Raw genomic sequence first — 15297 nt, forward strand, 5'->3', positions numbered from 1 at the left:
GGCGTTCCTCACTCGGTGTCCTGGTCGGTGGCGGGCGTACCGCCGTCGTCGGAAGGGGGCGCGTTGTCGGTGTTCTTGGGCGGGCGCCAGGTGTGGAAGTCGCGTCCCCACTCCTGACGGACCCGCAGCCGCCGACCGGGGTCGAGGGCCCGCTCGATCTGGTCCGCGAGGCGGACGTAGTCCAGCGGCTGACCGGCACGGCGTAGCAGCAGCACCAACTCCCGCAGCCGGTAGGCGAGTACACCTGCCGAGGTGGCCCCGGCGGTGCGGACGAAGCGGCGGCGGATCGGCTCGTCGATCTCGCCGGGCGGCATCAACGCCCTTACCGCACCGCCGAGTCCGTGCCCGGCGACGTTCATCGGGTGCGCGCGCTGCGACTGCTGGTGCAGCGCGTAGAGGGTGACGGCCAGATGGACGGCGGTGGGGGCGTGCTCCCTGTCCCACTCCCACTTCTCACCCGTGTACAGCTTCTCGGTGCCGGTCAGACCGAACAGCTCCGGCACCTCCTCCGGCGCCTTCCCCGCGCCGCGCCGGAGCTGGGCGAGCCGGGCGACGGTCCACGCCTCGTCCTTGAGGTAGCCCTTCTGGAGCGGCAGCAGGAAGTCCCGCACCGTACGGCCGACGTGACCCGGCTCGTACGGGCCCCGCCGAGAGGAGGCGGCGGCCGGGGGGTCGGTGCTCATGGTGTGGGCTCCTCGGGTCGGTCGGCGGACGGGGCGTCGCCGGTGGTGTCCGTCGAGTCGTCCTCCTCGGGCAGGAGGACCCGGACGCGCAGCTGCCTGCGGAAGTGGTTCTCGACGCTCGCGGAGTTCAGCCAGTACGTCCCGCCCTGCGCGGTCGGCAGGACCCGGCCCTCCCAGGCGGCCTCGCCGGAGCCCTCGACCAGCTCCAGGCCGAGGGCCCGTACGCGGTCGTGCGCGGTACGGCGCCAGACCTCCAGCAGCGCCTCCGGGTCCGTGTCGGGGCCGAGGCGCGCCAGCCAGTGGCGGAACGGGTCGTCCAGGTCACCGAAACCCCTGTCGCGGGCTTCCGCGCGGGGCGTCTCCTGGTCCGCGCCCGCGGCTTGCGCCAGCCCGCTGGCGAGGTTGCCCAGCAACCAGACCGCCTTCTCCGCGAGTTGCACGGCCTGCACCGCGATGTCGCGGAACGTCGGGTCGTCGGGGGAAAGCAGCACCAACGACATGTCGAGGCTGTCGTCCACGGCGTCGGCGACGACCGACTGCTGCGTGCCGTACCGGCAGCCCAGCAACCGCGCCCGGACCACGTGGTTCCGGTCCAGCGCGTCGCTCTCCACGGCCATGTCGCCCAGCCACGCGAGCACGCGCGGCGAGATGCCCGGGTCCGCGCCTCTGCCGGACTTCTGGACGGCCTCGGGCGGATAGCCGGTGATCAGTGAGGCCAGGCCCCGCCAGGCCGTACGGGACGGATCGTGGGTACGGGGGAGGTAGACCGGGCTCTCGCGCAGCTTCTTCTCCTGCTGCTCGCTGCGCCGCCAGCCCGACATCGGCTCGCGGCCGTGCATGTTGCGGTAGGGGAGGGGATCGCCGTACGCGAGGACCACGCCGTACGCCTCCCGCCCGTCGTGGTGCAGCCGCACCCGCCGGGCCTGCCAGGTGTACAGGTCGCGTGGCCCGTACGGGCGGGCGTCGGCGTCCGTCTCGGGAGCCGCCCCGGGCGGCTGCGGGCGGCGCCAGACGGGGAGGTCCCGGTCGTCGTGCTGGAGGAGGGCGGTCTCGTCGCGGGGGACCAGGTTGAGCAGCAGCGTCTCCCGCAGGCTGAGCCCCTCCACGAGGACACCGCCGAGCATGCCCACGGACCCGACGCCGTTCGGGTAGACCTTGCCCGCCTTCTTACGGGGGTCGCCCACCGCACCGGACTTGATGCCCGCGACGTCCCACGCGTGGACGTGCACCACCCAGCGGGCCGCCTCCGCGAAGGACAACCGCTGCGCGCCGTGCGCGCGCATGGTGAGGAACCGGTCGTTGCTGGGCACGTCCGCGACGATCCGGTCCAGCGGAAAGACGTCTTCCTTGTCCGTGCGCAGGTCCGCCACCTGGAAGAACGGGCGTTCGGGGTGCAGCAGGTCGAAGCGCTCACGGTGCTCGGCCAGGTAGCCGGTGATCCGTGCCACCGGGAACGCCTCCGGTCCGCCCGTCCACAACTCCTCCCACGCGCCGCGCTCCGCGGGGCCGCCGTCCAGGGCGTCGTACAGCACCGCCAGCAGCAGCCGTACGAGGGCGAACTCCTGGGTGGGCAGGTCGCCCGGCACCCGGCGGATCTCCTCCGCCTGCTCGAAGAGCTCGGTGAGGGACAGCTCCTTCTCGACGCCGTCGTGCCGCAGCACCGGCAGCCAGGGCTGCGTGGTCAGGTCGAACGAGGGCACCCCTTCCGCGACGGCGGCCGGAGCGGGTGAAGGATGGGCGTCAGGGGGCACGGGTCACCTCAAGGCCGTCGGCGGACGAGTAGCGAAGGTCGAAGCCTGCCAGTGAGCACTGACAGTCCTCGTCGAGCGTGAGGACCAACTCCCCTGCCAGCCAATGGCAGTCGCGGCCCTGCCACGCGGCGACGTACAGGCCCTCCAGCTCCGTCACCGCCTGGTCCCCGGTCTCGTACGAGAACTCGCGCGGGAGGCGCAGCGCGCTGGCGGCGACCACCTTGGCGCGGTACGCGTCCGGCGGTGATTCGGTCGGCAGCTCCAACCCGCCGCGTACGCGGTCCTTTTCGTCCGGGGGGAGGTGCGGGAGGGTGCGCAGTGCCCCGTCGGCGGTGCGCTGGACGACGAGCACCTCCACGTTGTCCTCGGTGTCGCGCACCTGCTGCCGTCCGGCCTGGGTGTCGTCGGCGTCGCCGATTCCCGCGTCGAGCCAGCCGAGCAGCGAGCTGCCCGGCGACTTGGGGGAGGTGAGCTGGAACGTCCTCGCCTTCCCCCGTTGCCCGATCCGCCGCGCCCCGTCCGCCTTCTTCGCCGCCTCCATCACTTCCTGCCAGCCCTCGGGGCCCTGCGGGGTTGTGCCGTAGGCGTCCTGGACCAACGGGCTGATGTCCTCCGGGAGTCGTACGGTCGGACCGCCGTCGTGGAGATGCGGACGGAGCACCGTCGCGGCGCGGAGGAGCGGCCACATCCCGTACACCGCCTTGGAGCCCGGCACCGGCACCGGCGGCGGCCCGGACGCGCTGGTCCACCCGCCGCCCTGTGCGCCCGCGTCGTCCGGCTCCACGCCGGTGACCAGGCAGCGCGCGGTACGCAGCCGGGCCGGGCGTTCCCTGACGTGGCGGTGGAGGCGGCCCATCCGCTGGAGGACGAGGTCCACGGGGGCGAGGTCGGTGACCAGCAGGTCGAAGTCCACGTCGAGGGACTGCTCGGCGACCTGCGTGGCCACCACGACGTGTGCGGCTTCCGGTCGCCGTGCGGCGCACGTCTCCGGTGGCCCGAAGCGCTCCCGCAGATCGGTGTCGTTCGCCGCGCGGTCCAGGTCCACGAAGCGGGAGTGCGCGACCGTCACCGCCGACGCGCCGAAACGCGCGCTCAGCACGGCAGCGGTCTCGCGCGCCTGTGCCACCGTGTTGCGGACGACCAACGCGCATCCGCCGTCGGACAGTTCGGCGGCGAGCCGGTCCGTCAACACGCTCAGGTCGTCGGGGAGCGCCTCGACGTGGATCTCCGTGGCACGCCCGGAGGCGGCGGGGGTCCGCTCGACAGCCGTACCGCCCGGCGCGACGGCGGTGAGCAGGGGGTACGCGTGCGGGGCTCCCTCCGGCCGCAACGTCTCCGGGTACGCGCCCGCGCCCGCGTACGCCCGGCACAGCTCCCGGCGCCGGGCCGCGGGCAGCGTGGCCGAGAGCACGACCACCGGCACCTTGTAGGCGCCCAGCCAGGCGAGCGCGGCGTCGAGGTAGGTGTTCATGTACGCGTCGTACGCGTGCGCCTCGTCGATCACGACCACCTTGCCCGCCAACGCCAGGTGGCGCAGGGCGAGATGACGGGTCTTCAGCGCGCCGAACAGGAGCTGGTCGACCGTGCCGACCACGAAGGAGGAGAGCATCCCCTTCTTGCGGCCCCGCAGCCACTGGTGCGCCACCAGTTCGGCGGTGTGCGAGACCTCGCCCTTCGCGCGGTGTGAGCCGCGCTTCCGCCGGTCCTCCGGCTCCACGGACAGGAATCGGAACGGGGCGCCCATCAGCTCGGTGAAGCGCGGGTTGAGGGCGGACTTGGCGTGCGCGAGGAACACCGAGCGCGCGCCCCGTTTCCCGTCCTCGTCGGGCAACCGGCCCAGCCAGTCCAGGAGTCGGGGGAACATCGCGTCCCCCGTCGCCCGCGTCGGCAACGCGAAGAAGCAGCCACCCGCGCCCGACCGGGCGGCGAACACCTCCGCTGCGGCGAGCGCCGCCTCCGTCTTCCCCTCGCCCATGGGCGCCTCGACGATCAGCAGACCCGACTCGGGCAGTTCACGAGCCAGTCGTACGGCTGCCGCCTGAACGGGGCGTACGTGGGCCCCGGAAGGGAGGGCGAACCGCGAGCGGAAGTGCGCGTCCGCCTCCTCCGGAGGGTCCACCGCCCGCCACGGCGCCGGGAGTTCGAGCCCCCGCCAGGCCGCGTCGACCCGTTCGGCGGAGGTCTGGCTCTGCGCGTCGGGGTAGTAGGGGAACAGGTCCGGGTTGCTCGCGATCCAGTCCGCCACGATCACCGTCGCGGACAACAGCACCTGCGCGGGCTGGGGAAGCCGTACGTCCCTCCAGGGCCCGAGCCGTTCCTCCACCCCGCACGCCGCTGCGGCGGCGTCCAGCAACTCCGTCTGGACCTCGCGCCACAACGCCTCGGACGCCCCGCGCGTACGCAACAGGGAACTCCTGGCATGGAGCTGCCTGACCTGATCCGAGTCCGGCGGTACGCCGTGGTGCCCGCCGACGACCACCGTGAACTGCCCGCGCGCGGACTTGGGGAACTTGCCCCGCTCCTCCAGCCACTCGTCGAGCAGGAGCTGCCCGGCCAGACCGTGCGGAGCCGCACTCCGCTCGGCGAGCAGCCGTCGCGTGGACATCGCCAAGCCGTGGTCCTGCATCACCCCGGCCAGATCCTCCACCTGACAGGCGAAGGCCGGTGTCGCCTTGCCGATGTCGTGCACGGTCGCCAGCCATACGACCAGCAGCCGCGCGTCCGACTCCCCGTTCGGCAGAGCCCCGGCCACCAACTGCCGTACCTGCCGCGGCAACCAGTGATCCCAGAGCCTCCCGGCCACCGCTCCGCTGTCCGCCATGTGCCGCCACAGAGGCAGCCACGCCCCACTCCGACCGCCCTCACGCTGGTCTGACTTCGCCCACACCTTCCGCGCGGGCGAGGACAACCCCTTGCCCAGCCGGGCGGGATCAGGCCCCTCGTCGTTCATGGAGGGGATTTAATCCTTTGAAAGAGTGACTGTCATGAGAATGCAGGGACTTTGGCTGATAAGTCCTGTTACTCGTTGGTGTGTTGAGGACCCGGGGGCTCTCTACGCGGCCGATTCTCGTGCCTCACGCCGTCCGTCGGGATCGCTCGTTCGGGTGGCATCGCGGGGCCTAGGCTGGGCGTCGCGCGGTGCCAGGCGGTGGCTCGTTCGACGGGGTGGTCGAAATGTCGGAATCTTTGAAAGTTGCTCGGAACGGTCCCCCGGGCCGATAAACCCGCAGGTCAACGAGACTGCTCCCCGCGCACGCGGGGATGGACCAGGTTCGGCAACAGGGGAAAAGTGGGCATGAGCCTGCTCCCCGCGCACGCGGGGATGGACCCTCCGCATCGGCCAGCGCCGAGCCCAGCAACTCCTGCTCCCCGCGCACGCGGGGATGGACCCCTTCAGGCCGTCGAATCCCTTCGGCGTGACGTCTGCTCCCCGCGCACGCGGGGATGGACCCGGGAGCGATCGTGCAGCCACCCGCGCCTGCCCCTGCTCCCCGCGCACGCGGGGATGGACCCGCCTCGGTGCGCGTCTTGATGACGCGGTAGTCGCTGCTCCCCGCGCACGCGGGGATGGACCCCCCATCCGGGGTCGCGGCGGCAGGGGCCGGGGCTGCTCCCCGCGCACGCGGGGATGGACCCCGTGGTGGGACCGGACGGTCTACAAGCACCGCCTGCTCCCCGCGCACGCGGGGATGGACCCCGTGGTGGGACCGGACGGTCTACAAGCACCGCCTGCTCCCCGCGCACGCGGGGATGGACCCACCGACTCGCTCACCGCTGGCTCCTAGCCCACCTGCTCCCCGCGCACGCGGGGATGGACCCACCGACTCGCTCACCGCTGGCTCCTAGCCCACCTGCTCCCCGCGCACGCGGGGATGGACCCACACCGCGATCCGCGCCCTCATCAGCCAGGCACTGCTCCCCGCGCACGCGGGGATGGACCCTCGTCATCCGATGGTGCGACGAGATCGAGCCCCTGCTCCCCGCGCACGCGGGGATCGACCTCCTTACCAGCAGGGTCGCACGACGCCTTGCGGCTGCTCCCCCGCGCACGCGGGGATGGACTTCCGTCCGCCCTGGCGCGTCAGCCCGCGCCGCCGTCCAGGAGGTGGTGGTAGCGGAGGCGGAGGGCGCGTTCCGTGCTGGCGGTCAGGGTGACGAGGACGACCGCGATGTTCGTCCACACCGACAGGTGCACCGGTGCGGTGAACGACCCGATGTGCTGGGCGATTTCCGGGGGCTCGGTGAGTTTCTCCGCCACCTGGGAGAGCAGCAGGAGCAGCGCGGTGGTGAGGGCCACGGCCGAGACGCCGCCGATGGCGCGGCTCAGTGTCGGGTGTCGTCGGGCGAGTTGTGCGCGGCGGCCCTCGGCGGAGGCGGGGTCGGGGGTGAGTTGGCGCGCGTGCCCGTCGGCGGTGACGTGGTGGCAGCGTTTCAGGCCGAAGCCGCTCATCGCGACCTCGATGGTGCCGCCCTCGACGGGGAAGACGGCGGGGAGTCGGCATACGGCGCGCTGTCTGCCGTCGACGTACAGTTCCGCGTCGACGTTGCCGGAGCCCTGGTTCTGACCGTGCCGGACGTCCACGGCGTAGACGGTCCACCGGCCGGTGGAGTCCGCCGTACGGAGGTAGAACAGGGCCCGGGTGAGCTGCTGCCACCAGCGGAAGCGCTTCAGTTCCCGCCCGTCTCCGGGCCTGACGCGCTGGAGGGCCCGACGCCGTCGCCATTCCTTGAGCATGTGCCTGCTCCCGTTCCTGTCCCTGTTCCCGTGCTTGTCCCTGTTCGGGGCCGTTTCCGTCGTCCGCGCGCGCGGTGGTACGCGATGCCGCGGAGGGAGCGTCAACCGGTGCCCGGCCCGGGGGCGCCCCGTCCGGCTGCCGACTGGAGTCGCAGGTGTGCCCAACCGCCGTACGCGATGCCGACGGCCGCGACCAGGCACAGCAGCACCGTCCGCCCCACCAGCCCACCGGGCAACTGGTCGAGCGGCCCCCACCACCGCCCGGCCCCCCGGTCGAGCACCCCGTGGATCGCGGTCGGCGCGGCCAGGGCCGCGAGCGCCATGCCGAGGGCCTCCAGGACCACGTGGCCGCCTCTGCTCATCACGACGTACTCCCTTCCGCGGACGGTCGTTCCGGCCGATGGCCCATCCGGCCCGCCCGGCCGTTCCGGTACGTGGACGAGTCTGTTCAGCCGCCGCCCCCGGCACATCGGACCGGCGTCCACAGCCGCCCCCGACCCCGGTCGGGGGGCCCGTACGACCGGGGGCGGGGACGGCCGTCGACCCAGGTCCGCTGCGAGCGCCCGTACGTCCTCGCGAGAATTGCCGCCATGAACACGGACGTGGTGCTGCCCCGCCCCGGCTGGTGGCAGCAGACCTGGCGGCTCGGCGCGGCAGCGGCGGTGGGTGTCCCGGTGTGGCTGTCCACCGGGGTGCTGCTGCCGGACGGGCGGGCGGCGGAGGCGGGCACCTGGTACGCCACCGGCGACCCGCTGGTGGCCCTCGGCTGCCTGACGCTGCTGCTGTGGCGGCGGCGGTTCCCGCTGGCCGTCGCCATGACGGTCGCGATCGCGTCGACCGCGTCGACGCTTGCCACCGGCGCCGCGCTGCTGGCGCTGACGTCGATCGCCACGCGCCGCCGCCCGGTGGAGATCGGGGCGGTCGTCCTGGCGTACGTGGTCGCGTCGTCGTTCTCCGTCGGGCTGTACCCCGTGGAGGAGGGCGACGGCGCGACGTGGCTGGAACGGGCGGTCATCCCCGCGTTGACGGCGGGGATCGCGGTGGCCGTCGGTACGGCGATCGGGGCGCGGCGCGTGGAGTTGCGGTCCCTGCGCGAGCGGGCGGAGAGCGCGGAACGGGAGCAGGTGGCGCGCGCGGCGCAGGCGCGCGCCCTCGAACGCAACCGCATCGCGCGGGAGATGCACGACGTACTGGCGCACCGCATCTCGCTGGTCGCCATGCAGGCCGGGGTCCTCGGCCACCGTTCCGACCTCACGGCCGAGGAGAGCGGCACCCTGGTGCGCGGCATCGCGGACGGCTCCCAGCAGGCGCTGGAGGAACTGCGCGACGTGCTCGGCGTCCTCCGCGCCGACCCGGACCGGCCGGAGCCGCCGCAGCCGTCCCTCGACCGCGTTCCCGAACTCGTCGACGACGCCCGTACGTCGGGGCTGGACGCCACGTTCACCGGCACGGTGACCGGTACGCCGTCCGACGCCCTCGGCCGTACCTGCTACCGCGTCGTGCAGGAGGGGCTGACCAACGCGGCGAAGCACGCCCCCGGCGCGGACGTACGCGTCACCGTGGCGGGGTCGCCCGGCGGCGAGCTGCGCGTCACCGTGCGCAACTCCCGCGCCGGGGCGGCCCGTACCGTACGTCCGCCCTCGTCCGGCTTCGGCCTGCCCGGCCTCGGCGAACGCGTCACCCTCGCGGGCGGGACGCTCGACCACGGCCCCGCGCCCGACGGCGGGTACGTCCTCACCGCACGGCTACCCTGGCCGCCCCAGCCCCAGGAGAGATGAGGACCGTGGACAGCGAGCGGGAGTTGGTACGTGTCGTCCTCGTCGACGACGACCAGCTGGTACGGATGGCGCTGCGCCTGATCATCGACGGCGAACCGGACCTGGCGGTCGTCGCGGAGGCGGCCGACGGCGACGCCGCGCTCGGTGTCGTGGCCGAACACCGGCCCGACGTCGTCCTGATGGACGTGCGGATGCCCGGCCGTGACGGCCTCAGCGCCACCCGGGAACTCCTCGGCCGCCCCGCGCCGCCGCGTGTGCTCGTGCTCACCACCTTCGACTCCGACGACATGGTGCTCGGCGCGCTGCGCGCCGGTGCCCTCGGCTTCGTCCTCAAGGACACTCCCCCCGCGCGGATCGTCGAGGCGGTACGGACGGTGGCCGACGGAAACCCCGTACTGTCCCCCGAGGCCACCGCGCGCGTGATCGCCGCCGCCACCGGGCCGCGTACCTCCGGCTCCGACGCCCGGACCGCGTCCCGCGCGGCCGCGCGGAAGCGCCTCGCCGCGCTGACCGAACGGGAACTCGACACCGCGCGCGCGATCGCCGACGGCCTGGGCAATCCGGAGATCGCCGGGCGGCTGCACATCAGCGTCGCCACGGTGAAGGCGCACACCAGCAGCCTGTTCGCCAAGCTGGCGGTGGAGAACAGGGTGCAGATCGCCCTCGTGGTACGCGACGCGGAGGAGTGACCACCGCTCACCCGGCCTCCTACCCGCTCCGCCAGTGTCCTTCCCGCTCCGCCGCCGCCGCGCGCGCGGCGAGCGCCGACGTGCTCGCGTGCGCCATGCGGTGCCACCTCGGGGTCGACGGGCCCGGCGGATCCGGCCGGACGGTGTGTCCGACGCAGGGTGGGCGTACGGGTCCGCGCCGCACCCGTACGGGTCCCGCGCCCGTACGGGATGGACGGCGCCCTCCGGCACGTTCACCCTGACGTGGCGGTCCGCGCACCCGCCGTCACGTACCCCGCCGTCACGTACTCCAGGGAAGGAACGCATGTCCCAGAACCAGTGGACCGCCGTCGACCAGTTCCTCACCGACCGGCTGATCGGCCCCGACGCCGTGCTGGACGCGGCCACGGCCGCCGCCACCGCGGCCGGGCTGCCGGAGATCAGCGTCTCGCCGCCGCAGGGCAAGCTGCTGCACCTGCTCGCGCTCGTGCAGGGCGCCCGTACGGTGCTGGAGATCGGCACCCTCGGCGGCTACAGCACCATCTGGCTGGCCAGGGCGCTGCCCGCGGACGGCAGGCTCGTCACGCTGGAGGCCGACCCGGCGCACGCGGAGGTCGCGCGGGCGAACCTGGCGCGGGCCGGGTTCGACGGGCGGGCCGAGGTGCGGGTGGGGGCCGCGCTGGACACGTTGCCGGGGCTGGTGGACGACCCGGCGGCCCCGTTCGACCTCGTGTTCATCGACGCGGACAAGCCCAACAACCCCTCGTACCTGGAGTGGGCGCTCCGGCTCACCCGGCCCGGCAGCCTCGTCATCGGGGACAACGTCGTACGGGACGGCGCCGTCGCGGACCCCGCAGCGACCGATCCCGGCACGGAGGGCAGCCGCCGCCTGGTCGAACTCATCGGCGCTCACCCGCGGTTGAGCGCGACGGCGGTGCAGACGGTGGGCAGCAAGGGCTACGACGGGTTCGTGCTGGCCCGGGTCATGGCGTAGGCGCCGTACGGGGAGAGGCGCGTGGTGCGGGCCGCGCGCCCGATTCGTACGCGGGTTCGGTGGCGGGCGTGCGCGTGCGCCGGGGGCGCACGCCCTGACCTGCGGTTTTGAAGATGGCCGGAAATGCGCAGAAACGGTTCAGCTCGGGCGTCCGGGGGTGGTGTGCGGCGTACGCCCGGCGTGTGGCGAGTTGGGGGCGTGAAGCGGGTTTATCGACAGATCGCCATGCTTGCGAGCGAATAGTCCGGCTCGGGCTGGTGTGACGGGTGTCCCGTGGGCAACTCTGCTTCCGCGACGTCGCAGTCACATCACGGCGGCCGGCCGGTTCGACCGGGCGCCGGGGGGAAACACCGAATCTGCGGTTCATGGAGGAGCAAGAACATGGCACGTATCCGTACCGCCCGCGTCATCGCCGCGGTTGCCGCCCTTCCGCTGGCCTTCGCCGTCATGGGAGGCGTGGCGCAGGCGGACGACGGTCTGAACTCGACCGTCAACAACCAGTGGGCCGTGGGCTCCGGCGCCTCCAACGAGGCCAACAACGCCAGCATCAACAACTCTCCCTTCGCCGTGGTGGACCAGTCCGACACCGTGATCACGTTCACGAACCTCTGGTGAGCGCGGCCTCGTCCTGAGGGGCGAGTGCTGGGGGAGTCGAGGCGGCGGCGCACACGTACTGCGGGTACGGGTGCGCCGCCGTCGTCCTCCGGGCGGGCGTCGCGTACGGCTGCGGGCGCCGTACGCGACGCCCGCGCGCGGGCCCGTACGCGCGTACGCGGGTGTGCGTCTGGTGCGGCGGGGTGCGCGGGCGTACGGGAGGCGCGCCGGGCGCCGTTGCGGCGAACGGCTGAATGTCCCGCCGCGACCGGCATGTCTGTCCCGTCCGGTCGTCCGCGCCGCTTTCACTCTGGCCATGCGACAGACACATCAGCACATTGTGCGACGAACGGTCATCACGATGACGGCGCTCGCCTCCCTGCTGGCCGGACTCGCCACCGCGGCCACCCCCTCCGCGAACGCCGACAGCGCCGACCGCCCGGCGGCCCCGCGCCCGTCCCTCTCCCCGGACGCGACGCCGACGCCGACCGCGACCCCGACGCGCACCCAGGCCCAGGTCCAGGCCCAGGCGCGGACCGGGCCCGACGGCCGGACCCGGGCCGAGGCCCGTGTCCAGGCCCCCGGCCGGTCCGCGAGCGGCGAGCCCCCCACCGGCTCCACCCCCGGGCCCACCACCGGCCCCACGATCGACACCTCGAAGATCGACCCGAGCGCCGCCGTCGACACCGACGCCGCCGCCGACCCGACGACCTCCGGCGCCAAGGTGTTCCAGGGCGAGGCGTTCGACACCTGCGTCGCGCCCCCGCTGTCCACGATGCGCGCGTGGAAGGCGTCCCCGTACCGTGCCGTCGGCGTCTACATCGGCGGTCGCGGCCGCGCCTGCCCGAACCAGCCGAACCTCACCCGCGACTGGGTCCAGGGGGTGACCGGCCTCGGCTGGCGTCTCCTGCCCCTGTACGTCGGGTCGCAGTCGCCGTGCGTGCACGCCGACCGCAAGCGCCCGTACGCGATCGACGCGGACGGCGCGTGGCAGCAGGGCGTACGCGAGGGGCGCGACGCGGTCGCGCGGGCGCGCGGGCTGGGCATGGCGGAACGCAGCGCGCTCTACCTCGACATGGAGGCGTACGACCAGCGCGACGCCAAGTGCGGGCGTACGACCCTCTCGTTCATCCGCGGCTGGAACCGCGAGGTGCGCCGCCTCGACTACGTGCCCGGCTTCTACAGCAGCGCCGTCTCCGGCGTGAGCCATCTGGAGGGCGCGCGGGCCGCGGGTACGCGGGACCTCCCGGCCGCGATGTGGTTCGCCCGCTGGCGCGTCGGCCCGAACGTGCACGGCGAGCCCGTGCTGGCGCCCGGTTCGTGGCAGCCGCACCGGCGTATCCACCAGTACGCGGGGAACGTGAAGCAGACGTTCGGCGGCCGGACGCTCCAGATCGACAAGAACGTCGTGGACGCCCCCGTGGCCGTCGTACGGTGACGCTGGAGTCACCCTGAGGTGTGCCCTGATGCCTGCGCCGTACCTCCTCCACCCGCAGAAGGTGTACTTAGCAACACCCGTACTCCCTGAGGGTGACGCGCCATCGCGACCTCCGGGCGATCCCGGCGGTACCCCCGCGCTTCTAGCGTTGAGCCATGACCACGCCTGGCACCGTAAGGAGCACGAACAGCTCCGAAGCGACCGTGACGCCGCTCACGTTCACGTCGTACGTGCGGACGCGCGGCCCGGTGCTCCTCCGCACCGCCCGCTCGCTGACCGCGAACCCGTGCGACGCCGAGGACCTGTTGCAGACAGCGCTCGCCAAGACGTACATGGCCTGGGAGCGGATCGAGGACCACCGCGCGCTGGACGGCTACGTCCGCCGCGCCCTGGTCAACACCCGCACCTCGCAGTGGCGCAAGCGGCGCATCGACGAGTTCGCCGTCGAGGAGCTGCCCGAACCGGAACCGCTCCCCGGGCCCGACCCGGCCGAACAGCAGGCCGTACGCGACGCCATGTGGCGCGCGGTGCTCAAGCTGCCCGCGCGGCAGCGCGCGATGGTCGTCCTGCGGTACTACGAGGACCTGAGCGAGGTCCAGACGGCCGAGGTGCTGGGCGTCTCCGTGGGCACGGTCAAGAGCGCCGTCTCGCGCGCCCTGGCGAAGCTGCGCGAGGACCCGCAGCTGGTCGCGGACACGCGGGGCGAGCAGCCGGTGGCGCGGGCGGGCCGCGGGGAGCGCGGGGACACCGTGCGGAGTCTGGGACGGGTCGAGGCCGCGACGGCGGCGTGACACCCCGTCCCGTACGCCGACCCGGGTCCCGTCCCGCCCGCCGGCGCCGGTACGCACCGCGCCCCGCGCGACGACCGGCGGTTCCGGTGGCGCCGATCTTCGGGTGATACGCCCTTCCCGCGCCGCGGGTAGTGACATACCGACTGGTATGCACGGAGAATCGCAGCACCTTTACCCGCCCGTAGTCTGGGAGGCACCCGGTGCTCAGCACGATGCAGGACGTCCCGCTCACTCTCTCGCGCATCCTGCGCCACGGCTCCGTCGTGCACGGTGACTCGCTGGTCACGACGTGGACGGGGGAGGGCGAACCGCACCGCCGGACGTACGCGGAGATCGGCGAGCGGTGCGCGCGGCTCGCGCACGCGCTGACCGACGGACTCGGGGTGCGCCGGGGCGACCGCGTCGCCACCTTCATGTGGAACAACGCGGAGCACCTGGAGGCGTACTTCGCCGTCCCCTCCATGGGCGCCGTGCTGCACACCCTCAACCTCCGGCTCCCCGCCGAGCAGTTGGTGTGGATCGTCGGCCACGCCGCCGACCGCGTCATCCTCGTCAACGGTTCCGTGCTGCCGCTGCTCGCGCCGCTGCTGCCGCGGATGGGGAGCGTTGAGCACCTCGTCGTCGTGGGCCCCGCCGACACCTCCGTGCTGGAGGGCTGTCCGCAGACGGTGCACGAGTACGAGGCGCTGCTCGCCGGGCGGCCGACCGGCTACGACTGGCCCGACGTGGACGAACGCGACGCCGCCGCCATGTGCTACACCTCCGGCACCACCGGCGACCCCAAGGGCGTCGTCTACTCGCACCGTTCGATCTTCCTGCACTCCATGCAGGTCAACATGTCCGAGTCGATCGGCCTCACCTGCCAGGACACCACGCTGCCCGTGGTGCCGATGTTCCACGTGAACGCGTGGGGCATCCCGCACGCGACGTTCATGACGGGCATCGGGATGCTCATGCCCGACCGTTTCCTCCAGCCCGAGCCGCTCGCCGAGATGATCGAGTCGGAACGGCCCACGCACGCCGCCGCCGTGCCCACGATCTGGCAGGGGCTGCTGAACGAGCTGGACGCGCGGCCCCGCGACATCTCCTCCCTCCACACCGTCACCATCGGCGGCGCCGCCTGTCCGCCCGCGATGATGCGGGACTTCGAGGAGCGGCACTCCGTACGCGTCTGCCACGCCTGGGGCATGACGGAGACGTCGCCGCTGGGCACCGTCGCGCACCCGCCGGGCGGTCTCACCCCGGAGGAGGAGTGGCCGTACCGCGTCACGCAGGGGCGGTTCGCGGCCTCCGTCGAGGCGCGGTTGCGCGGCCCGGAGGGGCAGTTCATGCCGTGGGACGGCAAGGCGGCCGGTGAGCTGGAGGTGCGCGGGCCGTGGATCGCGGGCGCGTACTACGGGGGCGCCGGTGGGGAACCGGTGCGGCCCGACGACAAGTTCAGCCCGGACGGCTGGCTGCGTACGGGCGACGTCGGCGTGATCAGCCCGAACGGCTACCTGACGCTCACCGACCGCGCCAAGGACGTCATCAAGTCCGGCGGCGAGTGGATCTCCTCGGTCGACCTGGAGAACCAGCTGATGTCGCACGACGCCGTCGAGGAGGCCGCCGTGGTGGCCGTCCCGGACGAGAAGTGGGGCGAACGGCCGCTGGCGGTCGTCGTGTTCAAGGACGGCGCGGACGGCGCGGACGGGGCCGGGTACGAGGAACTGCGGACGTATCTCGGCGATCGCGTCGCCAAGTGGCAGCTGCCCGAGCGGTGGGCGCGGATCGAGGCGGTGCCGAAGACGAGTGTGGGCAAGTTCGACAAGAAGGTACTGCGGGCGCAGTACGCGGCGGGTGCCCTGGACGTCGTCACCCTGTGAGCG

The 15297-nt window shown here is 73.1% G+C and carries 12 protein-coding genes and 1 CRISPR repeat array; of the genes, 7 read left to right on the plus strand and 5 right to left on the minus strand.

The window, feature by feature from the left end:
* Positions 1-8: 8 nt before the first annotated feature.
* The 5 genes from casB to D7M15_RS14945 all read right to left on the minus strand — a co-directional run bounded on the left by casB (position 9) and on the right by D7M15_RS14945 (position 7531).
* On the minus strand, positions 9-683 hold the full coding sequence (gene casB / locus D7M15_RS14925; RefSeq protein ID WP_121517969.1) for a type I-E CRISPR-associated protein Cse2/CasB: 675 nt from the start codon (positions 681-683) through the stop codon (positions 9-11).
* A complete protein-coding gene (gene casA / locus D7M15_RS14930) occupies positions 680-2434 on the minus strand; it encodes a type I-E CRISPR-associated protein Cse1/CasA (protein WP_240649313.1) in 1755 nt (584 codons plus the stop codon). The genes casB and casA overlap by 4 nt, the downstream gene beginning before the upstream one ends.
* On the minus strand, positions 2424-5384 hold the full coding sequence (gene cas3 / locus D7M15_RS14935; protein WP_165906256.1) for a CRISPR-associated helicase Cas3': 2961 nt from the start codon (positions 5382-5384) through the stop codon (positions 2424-2426). The genes casA and cas3 overlap by 11 nt, the downstream gene beginning before the upstream one ends.
* Positions 5385-5674: 290 nt before the next feature.
* A CRISPR array of direct repeats spans positions 5675-6497; the repeat unit is 28 nt; unit sequence CTGCTCCCCGCGCACGCGGGGATGGACC.
* 18 nt (positions 6498-6515) lie between these two features.
* Positions 6516-7169: a hypothetical protein gene (locus D7M15_RS14940; RefSeq protein WP_121517971.1), complete on the minus strand. Its 654-nt coding sequence runs from the start codon at positions 7167-7169 to the stop codon at positions 6516-6518.
* A gap of 101 nt (positions 7170-7270) precedes the next feature.
* A complete protein-coding gene (locus D7M15_RS14945) occupies positions 7271-7531 on the minus strand; it encodes a hypothetical protein (protein ID WP_127201752.1) in 261 nt (86 codons plus the stop codon).
* A 228-nt stretch (positions 7532-7759) separates the two neighbouring features.
* Between D7M15_RS14945 and D7M15_RS14950 the strand changes: the two genes are divergently transcribed.
* From D7M15_RS14950 to D7M15_RS14980, 7 genes are all read left to right on the plus strand, one after another.
* Positions 7760-8947 (plus strand): histidine kinase, encoded by a 1188-nt coding sequence (locus tag D7M15_RS14950; RefSeq protein WP_121517973.1) that lies wholly within the window; start codon positions 7760-7762, stop codon positions 8945-8947.
* Positions 8948-8952: 5 nt separating this feature from the next.
* The gene (locus D7M15_RS14955) at positions 8953-9636 is read left to right on the plus strand and encodes a response regulator transcription factor (RefSeq protein ID WP_121517974.1); all 684 of its coding nucleotides are present in this window, start codon (positions 8953-8955) and stop codon (positions 9634-9636) included.
* A gap of 304 nt (positions 9637-9940) precedes the next feature.
* Positions 9941-10609: an O-methyltransferase gene (locus D7M15_RS14960; protein WP_121517975.1), complete on the plus strand. Its 669-nt coding sequence runs from the start codon at positions 9941-9943 to the stop codon at positions 10607-10609.
* Between the two features lie 381 nt (positions 10610-10990).
* Complete coding sequence (locus tag D7M15_RS14965; RefSeq protein ID WP_121517976.1) at positions 10991-11224, plus strand: hypothetical protein; 234 nt, start codon at positions 10991-10993, stop codon at positions 11222-11224.
* Positions 11225-11519: 295 nt separating this feature from the next.
* A complete protein-coding gene (locus D7M15_RS14970) occupies positions 11520-12641 on the plus strand; it encodes a DUF1906 domain-containing protein (RefSeq protein WP_346428809.1) in 1122 nt (373 codons plus the stop codon).
* A gap of 155 nt (positions 12642-12796) precedes the next feature.
* The gene (locus D7M15_RS14975; RefSeq protein ID WP_240649314.1) at positions 12797-13432 is read left to right on the plus strand and encodes a SigE family RNA polymerase sigma factor; all 636 of its coding nucleotides are present in this window, start codon (positions 12797-12799) and stop codon (positions 13430-13432) included.
* 200 nt (positions 13433-13632) lie between these two features.
* Entirely contained in the window at positions 13633-15294 is a 1662-nt protein-coding gene (locus tag D7M15_RS14980; RefSeq protein ID WP_121517978.1) for a long-chain fatty acid--CoA ligase, read from the plus strand.
* Positions 15295-15297: the final 3 nt, after the last annotated feature.

Origin of the sequence: Streptomyces sp. Z26 (genome assembly GCF_003665095.1) — a bacterium.
Taxonomy (GTDB): domain Bacteria; phylum Actinomycetota; class Actinomycetes; order Streptomycetales; family Streptomycetaceae; genus Streptomyces; species Streptomyces phytohabitans.